Here is a 26644-nt window from a genome sequence, read left to right as displayed (position 1 = left end):
CCGCCCGGCGGATTTAGGTGCGGGGTGAGGCGCGCCATGGGATGCGGCGCGGCCTCGGGGGTTGGCCGGATCAGGCGGCGGCTGCGACCTCGGCGGCGTGCAGCGGCTTGAGAGTGTCGCCCCATTTCTGCAGCTCGTCCAGCAGGCCGGACAGGCCGTCTTTCATCGGGTCATTGGCGACCAGCTTGCCGTCTTCGATCTTTTCCCAGTGGAAAGGCACGGGCACGACAGCGTTCAGGGCGACCATGTTGAGGTTGCCGATCAGCTGGCGCAGTTCCTGGGCCGAGCGCAGGCCGCCCGAGATGCCGCCATAGGCCACGGTGCCGGCGGGCTTGTAGGCCCATTCCTTGACCAGCAGCTGCAGTGCGTTGACCACGGCCGCCGGCGGGAAGCCGTCGTATTCCGGGGTGACGAAGATGAAGGCATCGGCATCGTCGATGATCGCCGAGAAGGCCTTGGTGTGGTCTTTCTGGTAATCCTGGGCGGCCGGGTGGTTCGGCTCGTCCAGCAGCGGCAGGTCGAGCGCGGCGAGGTCGACGAGTTCGGCGTCAAAGCCGGCATGGGCCGCGGCGGCCTCGGCGACCCAATCGGCGACGATGGGGCCCATGCGGCCCGGACGGGTGGAGCCGATGATGATCTTGAGCTTGAGGGACATGGTTGCTTCTCCTGGTCCTGTCATTCTTCTGCCGGCGCGGCGGGCCGGTCCCTCCTCCTGATCGGGGCCGCGCGGCGGGGTGTCATCCTTGGGCTGTCCGGTGGTCGCACCTTGGTTGCCGTCGGAAACCGTGGTATCCATATGATACCGACGCCTAGATAACGTCCCAGTAACGCGCCACAAGACGGCACGTTCCCGAAACCGAGGTATCCTTGATGAAACCATTGCCCCGCCATGGCGATCCGCGCTGCCCCGCCGTGCGCAACCTGTTGCAGACGGTTGGTTCGAAATGGTCGGTCATCGTCGTGCTGCACCTGTCGCGCGGGCCGCACAGGTTTTCCGACCTGCGCCGGTCGGTCGGCGGGGTGACCCAGAAATCGCTGACCGCCTGCCTGCGCGAGCTGGAGCGCAACGGGCTGGTGGCGCGCAAGGTCACGCCGTCGATCCCGCCGCGCGTCGATTACGCGCTGACCGACCTGGGCGAGACGCTGATGGACCCGCTGCTGGCGCTGACCACATGGGCGGTGTCGAACGAAGGCGCCGTGGCCGCGGCCCAGGCGCGCTTTGCCGCCGGCGAGGAAGACAGCGCGGCCGCCTGAGCCTGGCCGTCAGCCGCGTGGCCGATCCTGCAGGCGGGCGCGGCAGGCCCGGGCGGCCGCGCGCACGCGGTCGTTGCCGAAGCCCTCCAGCCGGTCCAGCGCGGCGTCCACTGCGCCGCCGATCTCGGCCTTGTCCTGGCCGTCGCGGGCGATGACGTCGAATGTCGCGCGAAAGAAGGCATCAGGGTCGGTCGGGGCCATGTAGAGCCGGTCATTGGTGATCTCGTCGGGCCCGCGGGACAGGTCGGGGGCACAATGCAGCAGGATGGCGCTGAGCCGGTGGACCACGTCGATGGCCGTCTGCGGATCGTTGATGCCCGGCGACAGGGCCCGGCTGGCCACTTCGGTCAGCACGATGACACAGAGCCGGGGATCCTGTTCGAAGAGCCGGTTGGTCGTGATGCGGAAACCGCCGCGCAGGCTGTCGGCCTGGCCGCCGGTCGGCGCCCCGCCGACCATCCAGGCCAGCGGCATGCCCGGCACGACGTAATCGCCCGGCCGCACGGCAACATACAGATCGACCCCGGCGTCCCTGGCCGCATCCTGCAGGGCGTCTTCGAAGATCTGTTCCACGTAGCCGGACGCCGCCGCCGTCAGCGCCGGATGATCCGATTGCGCGTCGATATCCTCGCGGCTGACCACGTGGCCGCCCAGGGCCGGCCGGGCGTTGAATCCCTGCATCACGCGCAGGGCGGTTGTTTCGAACACGGCCACCGTTTCGTCCATCGCGCCCAGCCGGGCCAGGTGATCGATCCAGCGCAGGATCGACACGATGACCACGGCAATCACCGCAACGGTCAGCAGGAACAGCAGCGCGCTCTCGGCCTCGCCCATGAACGGCGTGGCCCGCAGGATGATGCCCAAGAGGGCAAAGACAAAGGCCCCGACGAAATTGGCCAGCACCATGTTGGTCAGCGCATCGTCGCGCAGCACCAGCCGCGACCGGGGGGTGACCGACGACGAGGCGAACTGGATCGCGCCGGTCAGGATCGACAGCGAGAAGGTCGTGACCGTCAGCATCGACGAGGCCAGGATGTTCAGGATCGTATCCAGGGAATCCACGCCCAGCCGTTCGACCAGCCAGTCCGGCACCACCGGACCGACAAAGACCGACGCGGCCAGGGCCACCAATGCCAGCGAGGCAATCAGCAGAACCCGCGTGGCCAGCCGCCGCAGCACCTGCCCCAACATGCGCAGAACCGATCGCACCATGGGCCGAGGTTCCTTTCCCTTGGCTGAAAACGACGCCGGGCGTCGCGTTTCGGCTTGTTTCCGGCCCATGGCGGGCCGACAGTTTCCGCGCCAAGCTGAAGGAACCTGTCCATGAAGACAACCACCCGTGTCGCGGTCATCGGCGGCGGCGTCGTCGGCGCGTCGGTTCTGTACCACCTGACCAAGCTGGGCTGGTCGGATGTCCTGTTGCTGGAACGGTCCGAGCTGACCTCGGGTTCCACCTGGCATGCGGCGGGCGGGTTCCACACGCTGAATGGCGACACCAACATGGCCGCCCTGCAGGGCTACACGATCCGGCTTTACCGCGAGCTGGAAGAGATCACCGGGCTGAGCTGCGGGCTGCATCACGTCGGCGGCATCACCCTGGCGGACAACCGCGACCGGTTCGACATGCTGGTGGCCGAACGGGCCAAGCACCGGTTCATGGGACTGGACACCGAGATCATCGGGCCAGACGAGATCGCCCGGATCTCGCCGATCACCAATCTCGACGGCATCATCGGCGCGCTCTACGATCCGCTGGACGGCCATCTCGACCCGTCGGGCACGACCCATGCCTATGCCAGGGCCGCGCGCATGGCCGGGGCGACGATCGAAACCCATTGCAAGGTGATCGAGACCACCCCCCGGGCCGATGGCACCTGGGACGTAGTGACCGACAAGGGCACGATCCATGCCGAGCACGTGGTCAATGCCGGCGGGCTCTGGGCGCGCGAGGTGGCGGCGATGGCCGGGATCTACCTGCCGCTGCTGCCCATGGCGCACCAGTACATCGTGACCGACGACATCCCCGAAATCTACGACAGCGGCAGCGAACATCCCCATGTCATGGACCCGGCCGGCGAAAGCTATCTGCGCCAGGAAGGCCGCGGCTTGTGCATCGGTTTCTACGAACAGCCCTGCCGGCCTTGGGCCGTCGACGGCACGCCCTGGACCTTCGGCCACGAGCTGCTGCCCGACGATTTCGACAAGATCGAAGCGTCGATCGCCTTTGCCTACCGGCGGTTCCCGGTGCTGGAACGGGCCGGCGTGAAATCGGTGATCCATGGGCCCTTCACCTTTGCGCCCGATGGCAACCCGCTGGTCGGCCCGGTGCCGGGGCTGCGCAATTACTGGTCGGCCTGCGCGGTGATGGCCGGGTTTTCCCAGGGTGGCGGGGTTGGCCTGACGCTGGCGCAATGGATGATCGAAGGCGAGCCGGAACGCGATGTCTTTGCCATGGATGTCGCCCGGTTCGGCCATTGGACGACGCCGGGATACACCGTGCCCAAGGTCATCGAGAACTATCAGAAACGCTTCTCGGTCTCCTATCCCAACGAGGAACTGCCCGCCGCCCGGGGGATGCGGCGCACGCCGATGCATGATCTCTTCGATGGCATGGGCGCGGTCTGGGGCGCGCAATACGGGCTGGAGGTGGTGAACTATTTTGCCAGGGGCGACGAGCCGCGCTTTGAAACGCCTTCCTTCCGGCGGTCGAACGCCTTTGCCGCCACCGCCCGCGAGGTTGCCGCCGTGCGCGGGGCTGTGGGCATCAACGAACTGCAGAACTTCGGCAAATATGCCGTGACCGGCCCGGGCGCGCGGGACTGGCTGGACCGGGTGATGGCCGGGCGGGTGCCCCGGCCGGGCCGGGTGGCGCTGACGCCGATGCTGTCCGAACGCGGCCGGCTGATCGGCGATTTCACGATCTCCTGCCTGGACGAGGAGACGTTCCAGCTGACGGCCTCTTACGGGGCCCAGGCCTTTCACATGCGCTGGTTCCGCGACCACCTGGAAGGCGACGTGCAGATCGACAACATCTCAGACCGGCGCACCGGTTTCCAGATCGCCGGCCCCCGCGCGCGCGAGGTGCTGGCCGCCTGCACGTCCTATCCGGTCGAGACCCTGGGCTTTCTCGACGTGGCGCCCATGACCCTGGGCATGGCCTCCTGCATCGTGCAGCGGGTCAGCTATACCGGCGATCTGGGCTACGAGATCTATTGCGACCCGATGGTCCAGCGCCATCTCTGGGACGTGCTTTGGGCCGCCGGCCAGCCGCTGGGCATGGCGCCCTTCGGCATGCGGGCGATGATGTCGCTGCGGCTGGACAAGGGGTTCGGCAGCTGGATGCGGGAATATTCGCCCGATTACACCCCGGCAGAGACCGGGATGGACCGGTTCATTGCCTGGTCCAAGCCCGCCCCGTTCATCGGCCGGGCCGCGGCCGAGGCCGACCGGACGGCCGGCCCCGCGCGGCGGCTGGCCAGTTTCGTGGTCGACGCCGAGGATGCCGATGTGAATGCCTATGAGCCGATCTGGCTCGATGGCCGGGTTCAGGGGTTCTGCACGTCGGGCGGCTATGCCCATCATTCCGGGCAATCCGTGGCCATCGGCTTTCTGCCGACCGACCGCATCCGCGAGGGCCTCGAGGCCGAGATCGAGATCCTGGGCCGGATGTGCCCGGCCCGGCTGATCACCCGACCGCTCTTTGACCCCGATGGCACGCGGATGCGCGGATGAGCGATCTGCCCATCCTGCTGCTTGCCGCCGGATCTTCCAGCCGCATGCGTGGGCGCGACAAGCTGATGGAAAGCATCGACGGCGTGCCGCTGGTCGCCCGACAGGCAGCCATCGCCCGCCAGGCCACGCGCGGGCCGGTCATCGTTGCCCTGCCCGCCCCGCCCCATCCGCGCCACGCGGCGCTGGCCGGGCTGGATGTCACCGCTCTGACCGTGGCCGAGGCGGCCGAAGGCATGGGCGCGTCGATCCGCACCGGCGTGGCCGCCCTGCCCGCCGACAGCCCGGCGGTCATGGTCCTGCTGGCCGATCTGCCCGAGTTGACGGCCGACGATCTGCGGACGGTGCTGGCAGAGGTCGTCCGGACGCCTGGAAATAAAGTATGGCGCGGCACGACGCAGGACGGCGCCCCCGGCCATCCCATCGTCTTTGCCGCGCCATTGTTCCCGGATCTTGCCGCCCTCGCCGGTGACGAAGGCGGACGGTCGGTTGTAGCTGCCGCCGGGAAAGATGTCTGCCTGGTGCCCCTGCCCGGCCAGCGCGCCCGCGCCGACCTGGACACCCCCGAAGCCTGGGCCGCATGGCGCGCCGAACGGGGTGACACCGGGTGATGCCTGCCATGGGGTGCGGCACCGGGGCCTGCCTGTTGGCGTGACACCGGGTGGTGCCTGGCTCTCGGCGTGACACTCGGTGGTGCCTGGATCTCGGCGTGACAACGGGTGCTGTCTGCCTTGCAGCGTGACACCGGAATGACGCGCGGCGCCGAAGACCCCGCCCTGCCTTACCGCGCGCTTGGCGGTGTGCCCCACCGATTGACACGCGCCGTCCGGGCAACCCCCGGATCATCACACCTCACATTCCGCGCAGGACCCCGGGCCACTGCGCCATACTAGGCGCGCACCTGATGACCGTGACGCCCACGACCATGATCACCATGCGCCGCGACCCACGGCAGGTCAGGAAAAGAGCACGCGCACCTCGTGTTTCTTCAGCGCGCGCCGGGCCGATTGATACTCGTCCAGCCCGGCTTCGGTTTCCAGCTCGGGGAACAGTTCAAAGATCTCGGTGCGTTGCGCATTGCCGATCCCGGCCAGCGAATAATCGCCCGGCTGAAAGCTTTCGGTCCAGGCCCCGTCCGACAGCACGACCTCGTGGTGGTCGAACATCATGTGCAGGTAGGTCGTCTGGTTCACATCGACGATATCCACCCCCGGCAGTCCGGTCAGGTGCTTGGCCGCCACCAGCACTTCGCTTTCGTCGAAGTAAAGCGCGGTCTTGTCATTGGCCACCAACACCCGGTGGTTGGGGCTGAGCATCATGTCGCGTTCCGGCAGGCCATTGCCCAGCGATCCCTTGCGGATCAGCACCGGCCGCATGTGCCGCGCGCGGGCCAGGTCCATCGCGTCCAGCTGGCGCTGACCCAGCCAGCGGATTTCCTGGATGCCGTTGTCGCGGGTGATCACCCGGTCGCCGACCTGCAGCGACTCGACGGGCTTTTCCCCGCGCGGCGTGGCGATCAGCGTGCCGGGCGTGAAACAGATCACCACCTTCTCGATGTTGCTGAACGACGCCGTGCCGGTTTCCTGGCCGTCCTTGTCATAGAAATGCACGGTGCCCGCTTCGGGGTCGCCATCGGCATAATTGACCTTGAGCGAGCCGCCCGGGTTCACCGCTTCGGCCGCGCCGCTGAGATCCAGCGTGTCGGTGTCGCCGTCGTCGGGGTCTTCGCCCCCGTCGATCACGTCGCCCGCGCCGATATTGACGAAGGTGTCATCGCCGTAATCGCCCGACAGCCGGTCGGCCCCGTCGTTGGCGTGATCGTTGTCGCCGGAAATGATGTCGTTGCCATCGCCGCCCGACACCGTGTCGCTGCCGTCACCCCCGGCGATCAGGTCGTTGCCGCCCTCGCCATAGATCGTGTCGTCGCCCTCGGCGCCATAGAGCAGATCGTCGCCCGCGCCTTCGGGGCTGGCCGCATCGAAATAGACATCGGTGATGTTGATGCCCGAATTGTCATGGCCGTTCTGGTCATGGGCGATCTCGATCCGCGAGACCGGGCCTTCGATCTCGACCAGCACCGAGTTGGGCAGGTGATCGGGATTGGCATAATTCTCGTGATGCCCGCTTTGCTGGGCCGTGTCGCCGCCGGTGACCGTGTCGGTATCGGTCAGCCTGAGGTTCGAGCCCACGGTCAGCGTGATCTCGACCGGGTTGTTGTCGGCATCATAGGCCGTGACCTTGACCACCCCGTCGCCATCCAGGTCGTTGATGCGGAACGACACGTTGTCGACCTCGTCCGAGAAGGACAGGCGGTAGTCGGCATCATTGTGGTCGCCGTTCAGCACCGATTGGAACGAGCTGTTGGCATTCACCCCGTTGCCGTCATCGTCGATGCCGGCGGTGGCCTGGGTGATGTTGTCGTAGCTGTTGGTCACCCCGTGGTCGGCATTGAGAACCTTGAAGGTGACATCGACGCTGCCGGTGTTCTGGGTGAACCCGCTGATCCGGTCGCCGTCCTCGATCGGGGCCGGGCCGTTGGGATCGGGCGCCTCGGACCATTCAAAGACCTCGCGGACCGAGCCGGTCGCCCCGCCCGCATAGGTGCTGTCACCATAGATCACGTCGTTGCCGGCCCCGCCCGACACGATGTCATTGCCGCCGCCGGCATAGACCTGGTCGTCGCCTTGGCCGGCCAGGACCGTGTCATTGCCGTCGCCGGCCTCGACGATGTCGTCGTCCGGGCCCGCGCCGGGCTGGATCGCATCGCCATTGTCGATCATGTCGCCGTCGGGATCGCCGTCATAGGCCAGGTCGATCACGTCATCGCCGGTGGTGCCTTCGACCACGCCGTCGCCTTCGCCGATCACGTCACCGTCCAGCACGGCCACGTAATCCATGTAGCCGACAAAGCCCTGGTCATAGCAGCCGTCGTCATATTCGCGGGCGCCGAAGGTAAAGGACTGGTTGTCGTTGTCGCCGATATCCATCGACAGGCCCGAGGCGATCTCGATGGTTTCCTCGGTGCCGTCGGTGGCATTGACCACCTTCAGCGCGCCGCCGTCGCTTTCCGACCAGGAATAGAACACCTGCACGTCGTCGCCCGCATCGAACATCCCGTCCGAGGTCGACACGCAGATCTCGGTGCCGCCGGACACGTGCTGGACCTCGACCGCGCCATCGGCGGTCACCCGGATATCCAGGAACCCCTCGTCGTAGCGGTCGGCATATTCGCCCCGGCTGACCAGCGTGTTGTCGCAATCGCCGTTGTGGCCGGCCTGGGTGAATTCCAGGACGATCGTGCCCTCGTCGAGGTCAAAGGGCGCGTCCTGGCCATTGACCTGGAAGTAGCTGCCGCCGTGGGTGACCAGCTCGTTGTCGGTGACCCAGGCACCGTGAAAGCTGCCGTTCTGGGCGATGCCATCGTCCAGCCCGGTGTCATCGGCCACGTGGTCGTAAAGCGTGTCGTCACTGTTGCCGAGGGTAAATTCCCACAGGCCCACAAGGTTCGCCGAATAGGTGTTCTCGAAGTCTTCGGCCATGGTCGGCGGCGTCGTATGCGTCATCGTTCACTCCTTGGCGGTACTTGCGTACCGGCCCGCCAAAATCGACAGGCAGAAGCCCCCCAAGGGCATTTCGACTGATCCGCGGCCGACGTGCCGGGGTGCGCATGCTGCGCACGACGATATCGGCCGATGTCCGCACAGGCGAACGCCGTCAGAGACCGGTGAGGCCGATCCCCGATATGACGGCACATCCGGCCCCACGCCGGATCGCCGACCGATCCATGTTTTCCCCAGAGCACCGAAACACGGTGCCGTCACGTATGGCCGCCCCCGCGACCAGCAGATTGCCCCCCAGTTGGGCTGGCATCTGATTACCGCCGCAATTCCGGAGAACAAAGCGAAAAAAGACGCAAAATTGCCATCATTCGTCGCACACGCATGAGGAGAAAGGCGCTTATGACCAAGGGGCAGTGGTTAACATGCTCATGTGACACTTCATGAATGACCACTAACCATTTGTTTTACAACATGTACCGCCTGAACATAGCGACGATTGCATCGCCCTGCCTCTCGCCTCGGACACGCGGGTCTCAATCTGATTGCTTGGTTAACTTACTGCGCCCCACGAAGGATAAATACCCGCAACTTAGCCTGCATTGTTCACCAATCCCGTTCAATTCCCCCTGTTTTCGGGAATTTACGGCGCCCTCAAAATGCTGCCCCGCAGAATCAAGGCGGAATCATGGCACGCGCCGTTGCCCCGGCTGTCGGGCGCCTGCGGAACGCCTCCGGCCCCGCCCGCGTTGACCCCTGGGCCGATGCACCGCCCGCGCAACGATGCGGCACCCGGCCCGGATCGCCGGACACCGGGCCAAGCGTCACGGATCTGTTGCACTCCGGCTCTAGGCCCGATCCCCGGACCCGTGCGAGATTGCGCCGGGGAATGACGGGGATGGGCCGGCCAAGGCACGGCCGCACCAGGGGCACCGCGTCCGCGGCCGCCCGGATGACAACGAAAGGACATGCCCATGTGGCTGATGAATGCAACGCTGGTCGGGCCCGACCGGGTCTATACCGGCGCCCTGCGCATGGCCGACGGCCGCATCGAGGAGATCACCGAAGAGCCGGTCGACGGCGCGGCGATCGATTGCCAGGGCCTGTTGCTGACGCCGGGGCTGATCGACATGCACGGCGACATGATCGAACAGGAGCTGGAGCCCCGCGCCCAGGTGCATTTCCCCACCGAGGTCGCATTGAACGCGCTGGACCTGCGGCTGGCGGCGGCCGGGGTGACAACGGCCTATGCGGCCGTGTCCTTCACCGCCGGGGCCGGCAAGGGCCAGCGGCGCAGTTTCGACCATACCTCCGACGTGATCCGCGCTCTGGATGCCGCCCGGGCGCGGCTACGGATCGATCACCGGGTGCATGCCCGGTTCGACATCACCTTCCAGGATGCGCTGGCCGTGGTCGAGGCGCTGATCGAGGATGGCACCGTCGACCTGGTCTCGCTGATGGATCACACCCCGGGACAGGGCCAGTATCGCGATATCGAACGCTATGCTGCCCAGCTGGCCTACATGCGGGGCATCGCCCAGGACGAGGCCGAACAGCTGGTGGCCGAAAAGATCGCCGACCGGACCCAGCCCGCCGAGGTCATTGCCACCACGCTGCAGGAGATCGCGGCGCTCTGTGCACGCTCGGGCGTGCCGATGGCCAGCCATGACGACGACACGCCGGAGAAGGTCGCGCTGATGGCCGGGCTGGGCGTGCGGATCAGCGAATTCCCGGTGTCGGACGAGGCCGCCGCGGCCTGCCGGGCCCATGGGCTGGTCACCGCCATGGGCGCGCCCAATGCCCTGCGCGGTCAAAGCTATTCGGGCAATCTCTCGGCCCGCCAGGCCCATGCCGCCGGCCATCTCGACATCCTGGCCGCCGATTACCACCCGGCCGCGCTGATGCCTGCCCTGCTGATCCTGGCCGAGACCGATCCGCGCGGGCTGGCCGGGGCCGTGGCCATGGCCACCGACACCCCCGCCCGGGCGCTTGGCCTGGCCGATCGCGGGCGGATCGAACCGGGCCTGCGCGCCGACCTGGCCGTCTTCGACCCCGAGTCCTCGGGGCGCTGCGTCGCGGCCTGGTCGGCCGGCCGGCTGGTGCATTTCGACGGCACGCTGCGGCTGTGACAGGCGGCCCCGGGGCACCCCGCCGGCCCCGGGCACCCGGCCATGTAACAACAGGATGACGCCCTCAGCCCGATTGTGACGGCCCTTTTCATCGGGCCGACACCTGCCTGTCACCCGCCCGGCCTACCCCGTTGCGCATCAGCAAACCGGAGGCCGGGCATGCAGAGCGCCACACTGACCCTCGACGGCATCAGCCGCCATTTCGGCCAGACCCGCGCCGTCGACCGCGTGTCGCTGGACATCCGCCAGGGCCAGTTCGTGGGCATCATCGGCCGGTCCGGCGCGGGCAAGTCGACGCTGCTGCGGCTGATCAACCGGCTGGCCGAGCCGACCGAAGGCCGGATCACCTTTGATGGGGTCGATGTCACCGCCCTGAAGGGCCGGGCCCTGCGCCACTGGCGGCGCGATTGCGCGATGATCTTCCAGCAGTTCAACCTGGTCGACCGGCTGGACGTGCTGACCAACGTGCTGGTCGGGCGGCTGGCCGACCATGGCTTCCTGTCGTCCATGGCCATGCGCTTTTCCGATGCCGAACGGACGATGGCCCTGATGGCGCTCGACCGGCTCGACCTGGTGCCCCAGGCCCTGCAACGGGCCGGCACGCTGTCGGGCGGCCAGCAGCAGCGCGTGGCCATCGCCAAGGCCCTGGTCCAGCGGCCCCGGATCATGCTGGCCGACGAGCCCATCGCCTCGCTCGATCCGGCCAATGCCACGCGGGTGATGGACGGGCTCAAGGCGATCAACCGGGTCGATGGCATCACCGTGCTGGTCAACCTGCACACGCTGGATACCGCCCGGGCCTATTGCGACCGGATCATCGCCATGCGCGCCGGCCGGGTGATGTTTGACGGCACCGCCACCCAGCTGACCGACGGGGTCGTGCGCGACATCTACGGCACCGACGGGCTGGCCGAATTCAACGAGGCGGTGACATCCACCGCAGCGCGGCTGCGGGTTCCGGCCTGACCGCGCCTTCGAAACGCCAACCCTGGGGGATAGACACATGCGTTTCCTGACCACCACCGCGCTTGCCGCGCTGATTGCCGCCCCGGCCCTGGCCGAGGGCTGGAAGGACGATTACCAGATCATCAAGTTCGGCATCCTGTCGGGCGAGAACGAAAAGGACCGGCTGATGCGCAACGAGCCGCTGCGCGTCTACCTGCAGGACACGCTGGGCGTCGAGGTCGAGATCTTTACCGCCGGCAATTACGACGGGGTGATCCAGGCCATGGCCGCCGACCAGATCGAGGTCGCGCGCTTCGGCTCGTCGTCTTATGCGGCCGTTTACACCGCCACCGACGGCGGCGTGGTGCCGACGCTGACGGCGATCCGCCAGGATGGCACGACGGGTTATTATTCCATCGTCGTGTCGCGCTGTGACAGCGGAATCGACAGCCTGGCCGATGCCAGGGGCAAGGTGCATGCCTTCGCCGATCCCGACAGCACCTCGGGCTACGCCGTGCCCTATTACAACATGATCACCCGCGAAGGGTTCAAGCCCGAGGAGTACTTCGGCACGGTGACCTTCGGCGGCAGCCACGAGGCCGATGTGCAGGGGGTGTACCAGGGCACGTTCGACACGGCCTCGACCTATCAGAACAACGATGCCGACGGGATCTACCAGCGGATGGAAGCCAAGGGCATGATCGATGCCGGCGTGATCTGCAAGATCTGGGAAAGCCCCGAGATCACCTCAGGTCCCTGGACCTTCCGCAACAACCTGCCGCCCGAGATGATCGAAGAGGTCACCGCCGCGATCGAGTCCTTCCCGACGGACGATCCCGAGGGCTATGCGCTGTACTCGTCCTTCTCGGCAGACGATCCGAACCCGGAAGCCGGCTTTACCCGCGTGGATCACGACCGCTACCAGTGGATCGTCGACATGCGCGCCTGGATCAAGAAACAGCGCCGCGGGTCCTGAGGCGCCCTTCGGCGTGGCGGGGCAAGCCCCGCCCTACAGGCATCGTGTAGGGCGGGGTTCACCCCGCCGCCTTTTATGCGTCGCTGTCGTCACCCTGCCGCCGACACCTCGACGGATCACCCCATGACCAGCCTGACCGACCCGCCGTCCACCGCCCTGCCCGCCACCGGCGACATCGCCCGGTTCGAGGCCGATTACGCTGCGCTCCGCCGGCGCAGCCGCCGCGCCTGGGCGCTTGGCACGGCTCTCTTCCTGGCGCTCTTCGCCCTGACCTCCTGGCTTGGCGATTTCTTCCTGGTCACCCAGGTCACCCTGCCCGACGGCAGCCGCGACTGGCGCTGGATCATCCCCGCCGGCATTCCCCGGCTGGGCGATTACATCGCCCAGACCATCCCGACCCTGCGCTGGGACAGCCTGGGCGCCGACCTGGCCAACTGGTTCTGGCGCTGGCAGACCTGGGCCCGGCTGCTGCTGGAAACCCTGCTCATCGCCTTCATGGCCACCACGCTGGGCGTGATCGGCGGCTTTGTCCTGTCCTTCCCGGCCGCGCGCAACCTGGCGCCCAACCGCTGGGTCCTGTGGTTTTCGCGCCGCTACCTGGAAATCGCCCGCACCGTGCCCGACATCGTCTGGGCTCTGATCTTCGTCTATTGCTTCTCGGTCGGCCCGATGGCCGGGGTCATGGCCATCGGCCTGCATGCCACCGGCGCCCTGGGCAAGCTCTATTCCGAGGTCAACGAGAACATCGACATGGGCCCGCTCGACGGCATCAAGGCCGCCGGCGGCACCTGGTTCGACCAGATCCGCTATGGCGCCGTGCCCCAGGTCCTGCCCAACATCGTCAGCTACACGCTGCTGCGCTTCGAAATCAACGTCCGCGCCTCGTCGATCATCGGCTATGTCGGGGCCGGCGGGCTGGGCCAGGAATTCCGCACCGCCATGTCCTTTCAGGAATACACCGATCTGTCGGCCCTCTTCCTGATCATCCTCGTGACCGTCATCGCCATCGATTACGGCTCCGAGAAACTGCGCCACCGCATCATCGGCCTGGAGCCCCGCCCATGACCGTTTCGCCCGCATGACCGTATCACCCGCCACCGGCCCCGCCGGTCCCCGCGCCCCGACCAGCACGACCATCCCGTCCCTTGCGGCCATCACCCCCGACCAGGTCGCCGCCGCCCGAAGGGCCACGCCCCGGGCCTTTGGCGCGCCGCTGCCCCACCGCCTGCGCCGGGCCGCGCTCTGGGCGCTGTTCGCCGGGCTCTTCGCCTGGTGCCTCGTCGATTTCGCCATCACCCCGGCGCGCATCATCGACGGGCTGGGCCGGTTCGGCCGGGTGCTGTCGTTCATGTTCCCCCCGCACCTGTGGCAGACCTGGGCCGAATGGTCCGAGATCCTCAAGGGCCTGGGCGAAACCCTGTCGATGGCCTTCCTGGGCACCGTGCTGGGCGCGCTGATCGCCTTTCCGCTCAGCTTCCTCGGCGCCAGCACGATCAACCGCATCTTCTGGTTCCGCATGACCATCCGCCGGGGCTATGACGTCATCCGCGCCTTCGAGACCCTGATCCTCGCCCTGATCTTCATCCGCGCCTTCGGCCTGGGCCCACTGGCCGGCATCCTGGCCATCACCGTCTCCGAGATCGGCACCTTCGCCAAGCTCTTCTCGGAAGCGCTGGAAAACACCTCGTCGCGGCCGGTCGACGGCGTCACGGCCTCGGGCGGATCGCGGCTGCAATCCATCCGTTACGGCATCCTGCCCCAGGTCCTGCCGGTGCATGTGTCGATCCTGCTCTACAATTTCGAATCCAACGTCCGGTCGGGCACGATCCTGGGCATCGTCGGAGCCGGGGGCATCGGCTTTCTGCTGTCCGACCGCATCGCGGCCTACAAATGGGACGAGGCCTGGTCGATCATCTTCCTGATCATCGCCATGGTCTATGTCATCGACTGGCTGTCGGCAAAGATCCGCAAGGCCATGATTGGCGATTGGTCGGGCCCGCGCTAGACCGGGGGCCATGCAGCGGATCATGATCATCGGCAGCCCGGGATCGGGCAAGAGCACCCTGGCCCGGGCCCTGGCCGACCGGCTGGACCTGCCCGTCCACCACATGGATCACATCCACTGGCACCCCGGCTGGGTCGAGCGCGACGCGGCCGACAAGATGGTCCTGGTCCGCCAGGTCATCGCCGGGGATCGCTGGGTCTTCGAGGGCGGTCATTCCTCCAGCTACGAAGACCGGCTGGCCCGGGCCGACCTGCTGATCTGGCTCGACCTGCCGATGGGCCTGCGCCTGTGGCGGGTGATCCGCCGGTCGCTGCGCGATCTCGGCCAGGTGCGCCCCGACATGCAGCAGGGCTGTCCCGAACAGCTGTCCAACCTGCCCGGCTTCATCCGTTTCATCTGGACATCGAACCGGTCCAGCCGCGCCCGGGCCCACCGGGTCTTTGACGCGGCCCACATCCCCCGCCGCCGCTTTCGCCGGCCGCGCGACGTCAACACCTACCTGGACCGCCTGACATGAGCGGACCCGGATCCAAGGCCCACACGGGCAAATCCCCGCCCCCTGCTTCGTCGGTCGCGACCTGGGCGCCGGGACCGAGGTCGGCGCCATGATGAAGGCGGTTGTCCGATCATGTCCGGGCGACTTTGGGCATCGATCGCCGAATGCGCCCATCGCCCTGGCCGCCCTGCCGACGGACTAATCGACCCGCGCCATCACCAGCGTCGTTTCCCAGCGCATCGCGAAGGCCCCGTCCCCGTGATGCGCCCGGCAGATCGCCTCGAACCGGTCGCGAAAGGCCCGCAAGCCGATCGCCCGCACCACGTCCTGCACCACCGACCGGGTCAGGTAGAGATCCAGCAGATCTCTGGCCGTCAGTGTCTCACTCAAGGGATAATGTCTTACATCAAGGACACACCATCCCGCGTCCCCCTCCAGCATCCCCGTCTCCGGCCGCTTGGCCGCCTCCCAGCGGCCCATGTCGCGCAGCATCTCCGATTGCTCTTCGACCAACCTGTCCACCGCGGCCACGACGCCTTCGCCCAACCGCCGGTTCCGGCAGATCGCCAACAGCCCGCCCGGGCACATGAGCCGTCGCGCCTCGGCCAGAAAGGCCGGCCGGTCGAACCAGTGCAGCGCCGTGAAAGCCGTGACCAGCCCCGCGCAGCCATCCGGCAGGCGGATTGCCTCGGCCGTGCCGGGGTTGGCCTGGAAATTCGGCCGGTCCCGCAGGCGCCGGCCCAACACCCGGCGCATGTCGGTGCCCGGCTCGACCCCGATCACCATCCACGCGGCCGGCAGGTAATCCAGCAGCCCCTCGGTGGCGATCCCCGTCCCGGCCCCGACATCCACGGCAAAATGCGCCCCCGCCGGCACCCGCTCGGCCAGCTCGCGGAACACCGCATCCGGATAGGGCCGGCGATAGGCGTCATAGGCCTCGGCCAGCCCGTCGAACCGCTCGGCATTACCCTCCATGTGGAACCGCGCGATAGGCTGGCCGGCCCGCCACCCAGGTCTCGCGGACCCTGGGCGCGCCACCCTCGGGCCAGTCCAGCAGCACCAGGTCGGCCCGCAGCTCCACGGCCAGCCGCCCCCGATCCGCCAGCCCCATCGCCCGGGCCGGCCCGGCCGAGACCAGCTGCCACAGCTTGTGTCGCGCGGCCCGCCGTTCGTCTTCCATCCGTGCCACCCCGGCCAGCATCGCGGGGTAGAAATAATCCGAGGCCAGCACATCGCAGAGCCCGTCCTCGACCATGTCACCGGCCCCGAGCGATCCGATATGGCTGCCCCCGCGCACCGCGTTGGGCGCGCCAAAGACGATCAGATCGCCACCCATCCTTGCCGCTTCGGCCGCCTCGCGGGTCATCGGGAATTCCGACACGCTCACTCCGTGCGCCCGGTACCAGGCGCGGGTTTCGGCCCTTGTGTCGTCGTGGCTGAGCATCGCCGCACCCCCGTCCCGGCCCATCGCGGCCACCCGGCCGATCATATCCGGGACATTCTCCCTTCTGTCCCAGATCCGGGACAACAGGTCGACATAAGCCTCCTGCGACAGGCCCGACCGCTGGGCATGCTTGGCACATCGCGCCCGCAACCGCGGATCGTCCAGCGCCGCGCTCTCGAATGCGGGAGAATGTTCAAAGGCCCGGTCCTGGATGGCCATGTCGTGGGGGCGCATGCTCATCGACGTGTGGTCGTTGAAGGCAATGGCCGGGGTCAGCGGGCCGGCCAGGGCTTCCTGCATCACCGGCAGGGCATCAAAGGCAAAGGTCTCCCAGCGCAGCTGGATGCGGTTTTCCACCAGCAGCTGCGGCGCCAGGGCCTTCAGCGCCCGGATCATCGACAGGCCCCGGTTGACGTCGCGCAGGCCCGGCTCCCAGCCCAGGGTCAGCGCGTGATAGGCCGTGGCGATGCCATTGGCCGCCAGCTGGCGATCGGTGTCGATCAGCGCGGCTTCGAGCGGGAAGAACACGTTGGGCCGGGGCATGACCTGGCGCTCGAAGGCATCGCCATGCACGTCGATCAGCGCCGGGGCCAGCACCAGCCCGGTGGCCCCGGGATGGCTCTCACCGACAAGGCCGGTGCCGATCTCGACAATGCGGCCAGCCTCGATGCGCAGGTCTCCCGTCTCGATCCCGTGCTCCAGGATCAGCGTCACACCCTTGAAGATCATGGCCAGCCTCCGTTGCCAGGTCTGCCCGGCGCGCGGCCGGTCCCGGCAAGACAGACAGGTTTTGCGTGACATTTCCATGAAATCCACGCGGTGGGTGCTTGCACCCACCCTACAGCTGCCGCACCCCGTAGCGTGGGTGCTTGCACCCACGGCCCCCGGCCGGTCGCCCCCTGCCATGCCCGCCTCGCCGCCGAGCCTAACCCGTTGTCACCGCACCACCTTCATGCCATCCACCGGGGCGACTGGCCCCACCCGGAGACCCAAGATGCGCCCGATTCTCACCCGGACCACTGCCACGCTGCAAACGCCCTCGCAGGACGACCGCGACCAGGCCCGCGCCAGCGGGGGCGACCGCGCCGCCCATGACCGGATGATGTCCGACTGGCCCTGCATGACCGCCATCGAACTGACCCAGCCCGATACCCCCCTGCCGCTGCCCGCCCAGCTGACCATCTGCGCCTGGAACATGGAACGCTGCAAACGCGTCGAAGACAGCGCCGCCCTGCTGCGCGCCGCCGGGGCCGATGTCGTGCTGGCCACGGAAATGGACCACGGCATGGCCCGCTCGGGCCAGCGCCACACCACCCGCGATCTCGCCCGGGCCCTGGGCATGGGCCATGTCTACGGCACGGAATTCGTCGAGCTCGGCACCGGCGATCCCTATGAAACCTCGCTCTTCGCCGATGTGCCTAACGACCATGGCCTGCATGGCAATGCCATCCTGTCGCGCTATCCGCTGATCGATCCCTGCCTCGTGCCCCTCGATGACGGCGGGCTGTGGTATGTCACCAACCCCAAGGGCGACGGCCAGCACCGCGTCGGCGGGCGCATGGCCATGGCCGCACGGATCGACACCGCCAATGGCCCGCTGACCCTGGCCGCCGCCCATTACGAAAGCGAAAGCGACCCCTCCCTGCGCGCCGAACAGACCCGCATCCTGACCGATGCGCTCGATGCCCGCTATGGCACCGGCAAGGCCGTGATCGGCGGCGACCTCAACACCAACTGGCTGGCCGACGGCACCCGCACGGCGGCGGAAATCACGGCCGACCCCGCCTCGGTCGAACCCAGCTTCGCCCATTTCGCCCAAGCCGGCTATGACTGGCGCGGCGCGGTCGCCCCGGGCTTCACCACCCGCGCCGCCCCGGGCAAGAGCGTGAAATACCCGCTCATGGTGCTCGACTGGCTGCTGGTCCGCGACGTCGCCCCCTTCGATCCCCGCATCTGGCCGGCCGTCTCGGCCGCGGGGCAGTACCTGTCGGACCACGAAATGCTCTCGCTGCGCATCATCCCCTGACGCGCCGCCCTTCGGGGGGCCGCCCGGCCCTCCTGCTTCTTTCTCTTTCCAAGTATTCCCGGGGGAGTCCTCCAACGGAGGACGGGGGCAGCGCCCCCTTCCCGACCTCAGCCCCGGCGCCGGCGCCCGCCGCTGCGCCCGCGCCGGCCACCCGCGGCCTCGCCACCGCCGGGCTTGTTGAAGGCAATCCAGTCCGCCCCATGGGCATCGCGGTCGAACAGCAGGTTGGCTGCCCGGATCGCTTCCATCTCCTTGCCCGGACGGGCCAGGGTCGAGCCCATGCCGAACAGCGCCACGAAGCTCTCGTCGTCCATGTCCTCGGGCAGAACCACCCCCGCGGCCAGAACCTCGGCCTTCTTCTCGGCGATCTTCGCCTGGCTCACCGGCAGCGCCACCGGGTTCATGATCGCGCTGGTCATGCCCGCGCCCATGGCCATCGGCAGGAAGGCATTGTTGATCCCGTGCCGGTTCGGCAGCCCGAAGGAAATATTCGACGCCCCGCAGGTCGTGTTCACGCCCAGTTCCTCGCGCAGCCGCCGCACCAGGGTAAAGACCTGGTGGCCCGCCGTGGCCATCGCCCCGATCGGCATGACCAGCGGATCGACCACGATATCCTGCGCCGCGATGCCGTAATCCGACGCCCGTTCCACGATCTTCCTGGCCACGGCAAAGCGCACGTCGGGATCTTCGGAAATCCCCGTGTCATCGTTGGAAATCGCCACCACCGGCACGTTGTACTTCTTCACCAGCGGCAGGATCTGCTCCAGCCGCTCTTCCTCGCCGGTCACCGAATTGAGCAGCGGACGCCCTTCGCAGACCTCCAGCCCGGCTTCAAGCGCCCCGGGCACCGAGCTGTCGATGCACAGCGGCACGTCGACCAGAGATTGCACCAGCTTGAGGATCTCGACCATCAGCGGCGGCTCGGTCTCGTTCGGGTTGGGGTTCGAATTATAGACCACCCCGGCATTCACATCGAGAATGCTGGCCCCGGCCGCCACCTGGGCCAGCGCGTCCTTTTCGACGGTCGAATAATCCCCGGCCTCCAGCTCGGCGGCCAGCTTCTTGCGCCCGGTCGGGTTGATCCGCTCGCCGATCACGCAGAACGGCTGGTCAAAGCCGATGATGGCCGATTTCGTCTTCGATTCCACGATGGTACGCGTCATGCTGTCCTCTCCTGCAAGGGCCGTGCCGGTCTGCCGCCGGCTGGATGTCGGGTGATGGGCGCCTGCCCGGGCGGGCTCAGGCCCCGGCCGGGCGGGCCGCCGCGCCGCCATGGGCCACGGCCCAGTCGGTGCTGGCCCGAATGCCGCCCATCGGAAAGAAATGCACCCGCGCGATGCCGAAATCGGGGTTGGCCGCCTTGTGCGCGGCCAGCGCGCCCAGCACATCGTCGGGCTCGTAGGGCAGCAACAGCCGCGACACGTCCATCGCCCGTTTCTGCAGGACCTTCAGCGACGGCCCGACCCCGCAGGCGATGGCAAAGCGGATCATCGTCTGCAACTTGGCCGGCCCGGCGATGCCGATATGCACCGGCAGGTCGATCCCCGCCGCCGCCAGCCCGTCGACCCAGTCGATGATCGGCGCGGCATCGAAACAGAACTGGGTGTTGATCGCCATCCGGGCATCGGTGCGCTCGGAAAACGCCTGTTTCCAGCGCAGCGCCGCGGCCACGTTGGCCTGGCCGCCGTCGGGATCGATGTCGCGGTTGCCCTCGGGGTGTCCCGCCACGTGCAGCCGGTCGAACCCGGCCTTGTCGAACAGCCCGGTGTCCAGCAGCTGCATGGAATTGTCAAAGTCCCCGTGCGGCGTGGCGATCCCGCCGCCCAGCAACAGCGCGCGGCTGACCCCGGCCTCGCCCTGGTAACGCGCGATCCAGTCGCCCAGCGTGGCCTTGTCGGGGATGATGCGCGCCGGGAAATGCGGCATCACCCGGAACCCGTCGCGCGCCAGCCGGCGGGCCGTGGCCACCATGTCCTCGATCGGCACACCGTCGATATGGGCGATGTAGACCCGCGTGCCCTCGGGCAGCAGCGCGCGGAAATCCTCGATCTTGGCCGCCGTGCGCGGCATCACCTCGATCGAGTAATCCTGCAGGAAGGCTTCGACCCTGGGATCGGGCCCTTCAGGCCGGCTCTCGGCCCTGCGGAAGTTCAACAATGCCATCAGGCCCTCCCATCCTCGTCGCGGGCTCACGCCCATCCGCCGTTGTCGATCAGCGCCCGGATGCGCGCGCCGTCGTATTCATTCTCGATCCGCTCCGCCTCGGATGCGGCCACCGCCTCGGGGTCGCCATCGACGGCGTAGGGCGCCGCGCGACGCCATTCGGCAAGGTAATCGTCGGTGCCCGCCATGCCCGATTTCATCGCCGCCCGGTCGATCGCCTGTTCGAACCGCTCGGCCAGGGGCCGCTTGGCCCCGCGCCGGCCGCGGCCCACGATCACCTGCGCCGGGATGTCGCGCCAGTAGACGATGGTCACATCGGGCATCTCTGATTCCTTCCGCTCACCCCTTGATAATCCGGCCCGCCGGTGCCCCGCGGTCGGTTTTCGACACATGACGCCGCGCCTGCGACCCGGCCTTGGCACGGGCCCTGTCGCGTCTTTCATCACGGTCCGGACCCGCAGCCGGCCCTCGCGCGCAGCCCACTGGCCCGTGGTATACCACGACACCCACCCGCACAACCGCCGCCTCGCGACATGGTGAACCGGGCGGCAGCCGGACCGCGAAGTCCTTGCCTTTGGCAGGGATGATTCCTATTCTGGGATCAACACGAAATCGGAGGGCGCAAAGATGGCGCCCAGGCGTCCCAAAGGTGCGGGCGCGTTCCCGAAACCGGTCGAAAGCCCTGCGCCGAAACCGCCCGATCCGTCCGAGCTTTACGCCGCTCTGGATCTGGGCACCAATAGTTGTCGAATGCTGATCGCCCAGCCCAAGGGGTCGGGGTTTCACGTGGTCGACAGTTTCTCGAAATCGGTTCAGCTCGGCTCCGGGCTGGAACGGTCTGGCCGTTTGTCGCGTGCCTCGATGGCGCGCACGATGCAGGCGCTCAGGATCTGCCAGCAGAAGCTCAAGCGCAACAAGGTCCGCCGCATGCGGCTGGTCGCGACCGAGGCCTGCCGGCGGGCGAAGAATGCCGGCGATTTCATTGCCCAGGTGCGGCGCGAGACCGGGCTGCGGCTGGAAATCATCGCCCCCGAGGAAGAGGCCCGGCTGGCCGTGATCTCCTGCGCGCCGCTGGTCTCGACGCGTACCGAGCAATTGCTGGTGGTCGATATCGGCGGCGGCTCGACAGAGCTTGTCTGGATCGACATCTCCTCGGTGCCCCGGCGCGACCGGCCGGCGGCGATCATGCGCCTGCATGCCGGGTTCCACCCGCCCGAAAGCCCGTTTCCGGCGGCCAAGGTGGTCGACTGGATCTCGGTGCCCCTGGGCGTGGCCACGCTGCGCGACCAGTTCGCCGATGTCGAGGACGATGCCGCGCGCTTTGCGCTGATGTCCTGGTTCTTCGAGGAAAACCTCGCCGAATTCGCGCCCTACAAGGACGAACAGGCCCGTGAAGGGTTCCAGATCGTCGGCACATCCGGCACGGTCACCACGGTCGCGGCCTCGCACCTGGGCCTGAAACGCTATGACCGCACCAAGGTCGACGGGCTGCGCATGACCTCGGACCAGATCGACAAGGTCATCCGCTCCTATCTCGATCTCGGCCCCACCGGCCGGCGCCGCGATCCGCGCATCGGCGAGGACCGCCACGCGCTGATCATGTCGGGCTCGGCCATCCTGCAGGCGCTGCTGCGCTGCTGGCCCACCGATCGCCTGTCGGTCGCCGACCGCGGCCTGCGCGAAGGGCTGCTCTATGCCCAGATGTCGGCCGACGGGGTCCTGGAAGACGGTCCGTTCTGAGAAGACCCTTGCGTCTTCTTCTTGGTCCAAATACCCGCGGGGGAGTCCTCCAACGGAGGACGGGGGCAGCGCCCCCTCCCCGGCAAGCAGAGAGAGAAACGCATGGTCAAGAAACCCACAGGACGCTCCGGCAACACCTCGGGCCGTGGCCAGCGTGACCTGACGGTCAAGGTCAAGACCGCCCGGGGCCGCAAGCTGTCGTCGACGCGCTGGCTGCAACGGCAGCTGAACGATCCCTATGTCAAGCGCGCCCAGGCCGAGGGCTATCGTGGGCGCGCGGCCTACAAGATCCTCGAACTGGACGACAAGTACCGCTTCCTGGTGCCCGGCGCCCGGGTTGTCGACCTTGGCTGTGCGCCGGGGGGCTGGTGCCAAGTGGCGGTGAAGCGGGTCAATGCCCTGGGCGAGAAATCCGGCAAGGCCGTGGGCACGATCCTGGGCGTCGATCTGCAGGAGGTCGAGCCGATCGCGGGCTGCGAGATCCACCAGCTGGATTTCATGGAAGACGATGCCGACCTGAAGGTGAAGGACTGGCTGGGCGGCAAGGCCGACGTGGTGATGTCGGACATGGCGGCGGCTTCGTCGGGGCACAAGCAGACCGACCACCTGCGCATCATCGCGCTGTGCGAAGCGGCGGCCTATTTCGCCTTTGACGTGCTGGAGCCGGGTGGGACCTTCGTGGCCAAGGTGCTGGCCGGGGGCGCCGAGGGCGAGTTGCAGAAGCTGCTCAAGCAGAAGTTCGACAAGGTGGCCAACGTGAAGCCGCCGGCGTCACGTTCGGACAGTTCCGAGAAATTCGTCGTGGCCACGGGGTATCGCGGCTGAATTGTCGCGGATGATCTATCGCGGCTGACCGGGGCTGGAACCGGGATTGGAACCGGGCGCCCGGCCGTCCGGCGGGCCGCCCCGTGGCGGCTGTTGTGTTGGGTATTTCAGCCAAGAAGAAGACAGGGGCTCAGCGCGGCACTTGCGCGTCGAGCTGAGCCAGGGCGGGGTCATCGGGCAAGCGGGCCAGGGCTTCGTCCAGCACCCCACGGGCGACGCGCGGCCCCTCGGTGGCATGGGCCAGGCGCACCAGCATCACCCAGGCCTCGCCGCGCTGGGGATCCATCTCGACAACCTGGCGAAAGGCGGCCGAGGCGGCAGCGGCGTTGCGCTGGGTCAGGGCCAGGCCGGCAAGCACCAGGTGCGTTTCGGGATAATCCAGCCGGCTGACCAGCGCGCGCTGCCAGTCCTGCAGCCCGGCCCGCAAGAGGGCGGCCTGGGACGGGGCCAGCCCCTGGGGCGAGACATCGAGCAGCGAGCGGGCGGTTTCCACGCGGACCATGCGCAGGGGATCGGAGAGCAGCGGCATCAGCCGGGCGACCCGCTCGGGCCCCGGCACCGCGGCCTGCAGCCGGGCGGACATGGCCCGGACCATCGGATCATCATCGGCAATCAGCGCAAGTCCGGCCTCGGCCAGGGCGGGCGTGGGTGCACGGGCGAGCAGTTCGACCGCGGTGGCCCGCACGATGCCGGGCTGGTCGGCATCGAGGGCCAGGGCCAGAAGCGCCTCGGCGGCAGCGGCGGGGTCGGCCCGGCCGGCCGCCAGGGTCTCGCCGTAATGGGCGCCGCGATGGACGCTGTCGGGGAAGCGCGCGGCGATCTCGGCGGCGGCCCAGCCCTGGTCGCGGTCGACATGGCAATCGGTGCAGGTATCTGGCGCGCCGATCCGGGCGCCCAGGTCGGGGCGCGGCACGCGGAAGGAATGATCGCGCCGGCCGTCATTGCCCATGTAGGTCCGTTCGGCCATGTGGCAGCTGACACATTGCGCGCCCGCGCTGCCGGCATCGTGGAAATGGTGTTCGGGCGTGTCGTAATCCGCCTTGCGCAGGGTCGGGAAGGCATCGTTGCCCACCGGCGAATGGCACTGGGTGCACAGCCCGTTGCCTTCGATCAGCAGCTCGGCGCCATGGGGATCGTGGCAATTGCCGCAGCCCACCCCGCGGGCATACATCCGCGATTGCAGGAACGAGCCGTAGACATAGACCTCGTCCAGGATCTGGCCATCGGGCTCGTAGAGGCCCTCGCGCAGCAGCGACAGGGTATAGGCATCATGGTAGGCCGTACCGGGCAGCGGGTTGCCGTCGCCCATCGGCTCGCGCCGGGAATGGCAGCCGGCGCATTGGCCGACATAGGCATCGCGCTCGGCCATGTCGAAGGACATCGAGAAGCCGTACTCGTCGAGCCCGGCCTCGGTGACGTCCTGGCCCTCGGTCCAGGCCAGGTGGGCCGCGCCGGGGCCATGGCAGGATTCACAGCCGACGCCGATCTCGGCCTGGGTCGAACGATAGCGCCCGGTCTGCTGGCCGTAATTCTTGCGATAGCCCGTGGCATGGCATTCGGCGCAGCGGGCGTTCCAGGTCTTGTAGGGGCCACTCCAGTGCAGCCCGTCATCGGGCGGGTAATTCTGGTCGGGGTAAAGATGGAACCACTCGCCCTTTTCGACATCCCAGACCACGTCGAAGCTTTGCAGCCGGCCGGGTTCGGTTTCCAAAAGGTATTGCTGCAAGGGCGCGACGCCGATGACCGAATGCACCTGGTAATCGGTCACGCTGCCGTCGGTCTCGGTCACGGTCAGCCCGTGCACCCCGCCCGACAGCCGGAAATCGACCGACATGTCGCCCAGTTCGAACCGGGTGCCATCGAAATCGGCCAGCACGTTGGCCTCGGTCGGGGGTGTCCAGGCCAGGGCATGATGCGACCCGGCCCAGGCCTCTGCAATGTCCTGGTGGCAGTCGACGCAGGTCTCGCTGCCGACGTAATCGGGCGCGCTGCGGCCCGGGGCCGGCCAGAGCAGCGCCATGACCGACAGCAGCGCCAGGAGGGCCGTGATTGCGGCGCGGCGGGCAAAAAGGCACTGGTGAAACAAATACATCTGGCGGCGTTCCCCGGATCGGACCTGGCTGATCCATGGCTAGCAGATTGGCCGGGCGTTGCAATCGTGCTGTCCGCCCGGCCCGGTCGGGCGGGCCACATGATGCCCGCCCGACCGGCGCCGGTCAGGCGATGCGGTCGGGCCCGTCCTTTGTGTCGTCCTGCGGCGCGCCGGGCGTGTCGTCGTCCTGGGCCGGGGCCTCGGCCGGGGCGTCGGAGGCATCGGGTTCGTCGAGCATGTCGCCTTCGCCCGGCGCTTCGGGCGGGCGGTCGTCATGGCTGCCGTAGAGCTCTTCGCTGAGCTCGTTGTTGAACGCCGCGCCAAAGATCAGGATGGCGGCCATCAGGTACAGGAAGATCAGCGCCGACATCGCCCCGGCCAGGCCGGCATAGGTGGCCGAGTAGCTGGCGAAATTGGACACGTAGATCGAAAAGGCCCGGGCAACGATGGCCCAGATGACCACCGTCAGCGCCACGCCCGGCCAGATCTTGACCCGCTTGCCGACCTTGCCCGGCAGCCAGTAATGGCAGGCCGTGACGATCAGCACGGCAAAGCCGCCGCCGATGATCAGCCGGGCCGCCCGGCTTTCGAAGAGCAGCGAATAGATCCCCGGCAGCGCCCCGCGCACGAAGCTGAGATAGACCGGCAGGGCCACGGCCAGGATGGCAATCCCCACGACCAGCGCCGCCCCGGCCAGCACGAAGGCCAGGCACAAGAGCCGCTGTTTCCACCAGGGCCGGGTGTCGACCTCGCGGTAGGCCGTGGTCATGGCCTGGCGGATCGCATCCACCCCGTTCGACGCAAAATAAAGCGCCAGCACACCGCCGACCGATATCAGCCCGCTGGTGTCCTGGGACGTGACCGCGCGCAGTTCGCGCGACAGCGGGTCGGACACGGCGGTGGGCCAGCCGCCCATGGTCAGCTCGATCAGGCGGTTGACGTCGATGCCCTGAGCAAACTGGCCGGCCAGCGCGACCATGAACAGCATGAAGGGAAAAAGCGCCATCATCATCGACATCGCGACGTGGCTGCTCATGATCCAGCCGTTCTTGTCACGGAAGCGCAGGAAGGCGGCGATGGGTATGCGGGTATATCGGATCATCTGTCACATCTCGAAAATTCGTTGACCGGGCGATAGCATGCGCGACGGTCCATTGCACCCCGCGCAAAGATTTTTGCTTCATCTACGGAACCTTGCAGAGCCGCATTTGTTTCATGTCCAGAGCAAACAAGCTTGCCGCCCCGATCGGGACGGCCCATGCT

General features: G+C 67.7%; 22 protein-coding genes. 12 read left to right on the top strand and 10 right to left on the bottom strand.

Translation table 11 applies throughout. From position 1 onward, the window contains the following. Positions 1–70 precede the first annotated feature (70 nt). Entirely contained in the window at positions 71–655 is a 585-nt protein-coding gene (locus ACK3BB_RS13230; protein WP_428925113.1) for an NADPH-dependent FMN reductase, read from the bottom strand. A 215-nt stretch (positions 656–870) separates the two neighbouring features. On the opposite strand from ACK3BB_RS13230, the gene ACK3BB_RS13225 reads away from it, so the two are divergent. Beyond that, complete coding sequence (locus ACK3BB_RS13225; protein WP_428925112.1) at positions 871–1254, top strand: winged helix-turn-helix transcriptional regulator; 384 nt, start codon at positions 871–873, stop codon at positions 1252–1254. 9 nt (positions 1255–1263) lie between these two features. Here the strand turns inward: ACK3BB_RS13225 and ACK3BB_RS13220 are convergent, their stop codons facing one another. Continuing rightward, positions 1264–2466, bottom strand: coding sequence for a DUF2254 domain-containing protein (locus ACK3BB_RS13220; RefSeq protein WP_428925111.1), 1203 nt, complete (start codon positions 2464–2466; stop codon positions 1264–1266). Between the two features lie 111 nt (positions 2467–2577). Here ACK3BB_RS13220 and ACK3BB_RS13215 point away from each other — a divergent pair, with 111 nt between their 5' ends. Then, on the top strand, positions 2578–4986 hold the full coding sequence (locus tag ACK3BB_RS13215) for a GcvT family protein (RefSeq protein ID WP_428925110.1): 2409 nt from the start codon (positions 2578–2580) through the stop codon (positions 4984–4986). Continuing rightward, entirely contained in the window at positions 4983–5594 is a 612-nt protein-coding gene (locus tag ACK3BB_RS13210) for a nucleotidyltransferase family protein (protein ID WP_428925109.1), read from the top strand. Before ACK3BB_RS13215 ends, ACK3BB_RS13210 begins: the two co-directional genes overlap by 4 nt. Positions 5595–5939: 345 nt before the next feature. Here ACK3BB_RS13210 and ACK3BB_RS13205 read toward each other — a convergent pair whose 3' ends face one another. Next, on the bottom strand, positions 5940–8546 hold the full coding sequence (locus ACK3BB_RS13205) for a Hint domain-containing protein (protein WP_428925108.1): 2607 nt from the start codon (positions 8544–8546) through the stop codon (positions 5940–5942). Between the two features lie 968 nt (positions 8547–9514). Here ACK3BB_RS13205 and ACK3BB_RS13200 point away from each other — a divergent pair. From ACK3BB_RS13200 to ACK3BB_RS13175, 6 genes are all read left to right on the top strand, one after another. Further along, positions 9515–10669, top strand: a complete 1155-nt coding sequence (locus ACK3BB_RS13200; RefSeq protein WP_428925107.1) for an alpha-D-ribose 1-methylphosphonate 5-triphosphate diphosphatase — start codon at positions 9515–9517, stop codon at positions 10667–10669. Between the two features lie 159 nt (positions 10670–10828). Next, complete coding sequence (gene phnC, locus ACK3BB_RS13195; RefSeq protein WP_428925106.1) at positions 10829–11635, top strand: phosphonate ABC transporter ATP-binding protein; 807 nt, start codon at positions 10829–10831, stop codon at positions 11633–11635. A 37-nt stretch (positions 11636–11672) separates the two neighbouring features. Beyond that, on the top strand, positions 11673–12590 hold the full coding sequence (gene phnD / locus ACK3BB_RS13190; protein WP_428925105.1) for a phosphate/phosphite/phosphonate ABC transporter substrate-binding protein: 918 nt from the start codon (positions 11673–11675) through the stop codon (positions 12588–12590). Positions 12591–12713: 123 nt separating this feature from the next. Beyond that, positions 12714–13655, top strand: coding sequence for a phosphonate ABC transporter, permease protein PhnE (gene phnE / locus ACK3BB_RS13185; protein ID WP_428925104.1), 942 nt, complete (start codon positions 12714–12716; stop codon positions 13653–13655). A 13-nt stretch (positions 13656–13668) separates the two neighbouring features. Continuing rightward, positions 13669–14595: a phosphonate ABC transporter, permease protein PhnE gene (gene phnE / locus ACK3BB_RS13180; RefSeq protein WP_428925103.1), complete on the top strand. Its 927-nt coding sequence runs from the start codon at positions 13669–13671 to the stop codon at positions 14593–14595. Between the two features lie 10 nt (positions 14596–14605). Further along, complete coding sequence (locus tag ACK3BB_RS13175; RefSeq protein ID WP_428925102.1) at positions 14606–15112, top strand: AAA family ATPase; 507 nt, start codon at positions 14606–14608, stop codon at positions 15110–15112. A gap of 177 nt (positions 15113–15289) precedes the next feature. On the opposite strand, the gene ACK3BB_RS13170 is transcribed toward ACK3BB_RS13175, so the two are convergent. Beyond that, the gene (locus ACK3BB_RS13170; protein ID WP_428925101.1) at positions 15290–16066 is read right to left on the bottom strand and encodes a class I SAM-dependent methyltransferase; all 777 of its coding nucleotides are present in this window, start codon (positions 16064–16066) and stop codon (positions 15290–15292) included. Then, entirely contained in the window at positions 16056–17264 is a 1209-nt protein-coding gene (locus ACK3BB_RS13165; protein WP_428925100.1) for an alpha-D-ribose 1-methylphosphonate 5-triphosphate diphosphatase, read from the bottom strand. The genes ACK3BB_RS13170 and ACK3BB_RS13165 overlap by 11 nt, the downstream gene beginning before the upstream one ends. A gap of 265 nt (positions 17265–17529) precedes the next feature. Between ACK3BB_RS13165 and ACK3BB_RS13160 the strand changes: the two genes are divergently transcribed. Continuing rightward, positions 17530–18561: an endonuclease/exonuclease/phosphatase family protein gene (locus tag ACK3BB_RS13160; protein WP_428925099.1), complete on the top strand. Its 1032-nt coding sequence runs from the start codon at positions 17530–17532 to the stop codon at positions 18559–18561. A gap of 107 nt (positions 18562–18668) precedes the next feature. Here ACK3BB_RS13160 and ACK3BB_RS13155 read toward each other — a convergent pair whose 3' ends face one another. The 3 genes from ACK3BB_RS13155 to ACK3BB_RS13145 form a co-directional block, all read right to left on the bottom strand. Further along, positions 18669–19724, bottom strand: a complete 1056-nt coding sequence (locus tag ACK3BB_RS13155) for a methyltetrahydrofolate cobalamin methyltransferase (protein ID WP_428925098.1) — start codon at positions 19722–19724, stop codon at positions 18669–18671. Between the two features lie 76 nt (positions 19725–19800). Continuing rightward, entirely contained in the window at positions 19801–20724 is a 924-nt protein-coding gene (locus ACK3BB_RS13150) for a methylenetetrahydrofolate reductase (RefSeq protein ID WP_428925097.1), read from the bottom strand. A gap of 26 nt (positions 20725–20750) precedes the next feature. Then, positions 20751–21047 (bottom strand): virulence factor, encoded by a 297-nt coding sequence (locus tag ACK3BB_RS13145; protein ID WP_428925096.1) that lies wholly within the window; start codon positions 21045–21047, stop codon positions 20751–20753. Positions 21048–21351: 304 nt separating this feature from the next. Between ACK3BB_RS13145 and ACK3BB_RS13140 the strand changes: the two genes are divergently transcribed. Both ACK3BB_RS13140 and ACK3BB_RS13135 read left to right on the top strand, forming a co-directional pair. Then, the gene (locus ACK3BB_RS13140) at positions 21352–22464 is read left to right on the top strand and encodes a Ppx/GppA phosphatase family protein (protein WP_428925095.1); all 1113 of its coding nucleotides are present in this window, start codon (positions 21352–21354) and stop codon (positions 22462–22464) included. A gap of 102 nt (positions 22465–22566) precedes the next feature. Beyond that, positions 22567–23289, top strand: a complete 723-nt coding sequence (locus tag ACK3BB_RS13135) for an RlmE family RNA methyltransferase (protein WP_428925094.1) — start codon at positions 22567–22569, stop codon at positions 23287–23289. Between the two features lie 130 nt (positions 23290–23419). Here the strand turns inward: ACK3BB_RS13135 and ACK3BB_RS13130 are convergent, their stop codons facing one another. Next, positions 23420–25381 carry a multiheme c-type cytochrome gene (locus tag ACK3BB_RS13130; RefSeq protein ID WP_428925093.1) on the bottom strand — a complete coding sequence of 654 codons (1962 nt, stop codon included), beginning with the start codon at positions 25379–25381 and terminating at the stop codon, positions 23420–23422. A gap of 124 nt (positions 25382–25505) precedes the next feature. Further along, positions 25506–26483, bottom strand: coding sequence for a YhjD/YihY/BrkB family envelope integrity protein (locus ACK3BB_RS13125; protein WP_428925092.1), 978 nt, complete (start codon positions 26481–26483; stop codon positions 25506–25508). Between the last annotated feature and the right edge of the window lie 161 nt (positions 26484–26644).

It is taken from the genome of Marinibacterium sp. SX1 (genome assembly GCF_050389775.1).
Taxonomy (GTDB): Bacteria; Pseudomonadota; Alphaproteobacteria; order Rhodobacterales; family Rhodobacteraceae; genus Marinibacterium.
Note: the sequence above shows the minus strand (reverse complement) of the source record. Positions and strands in the feature narration are given on the sequence as shown.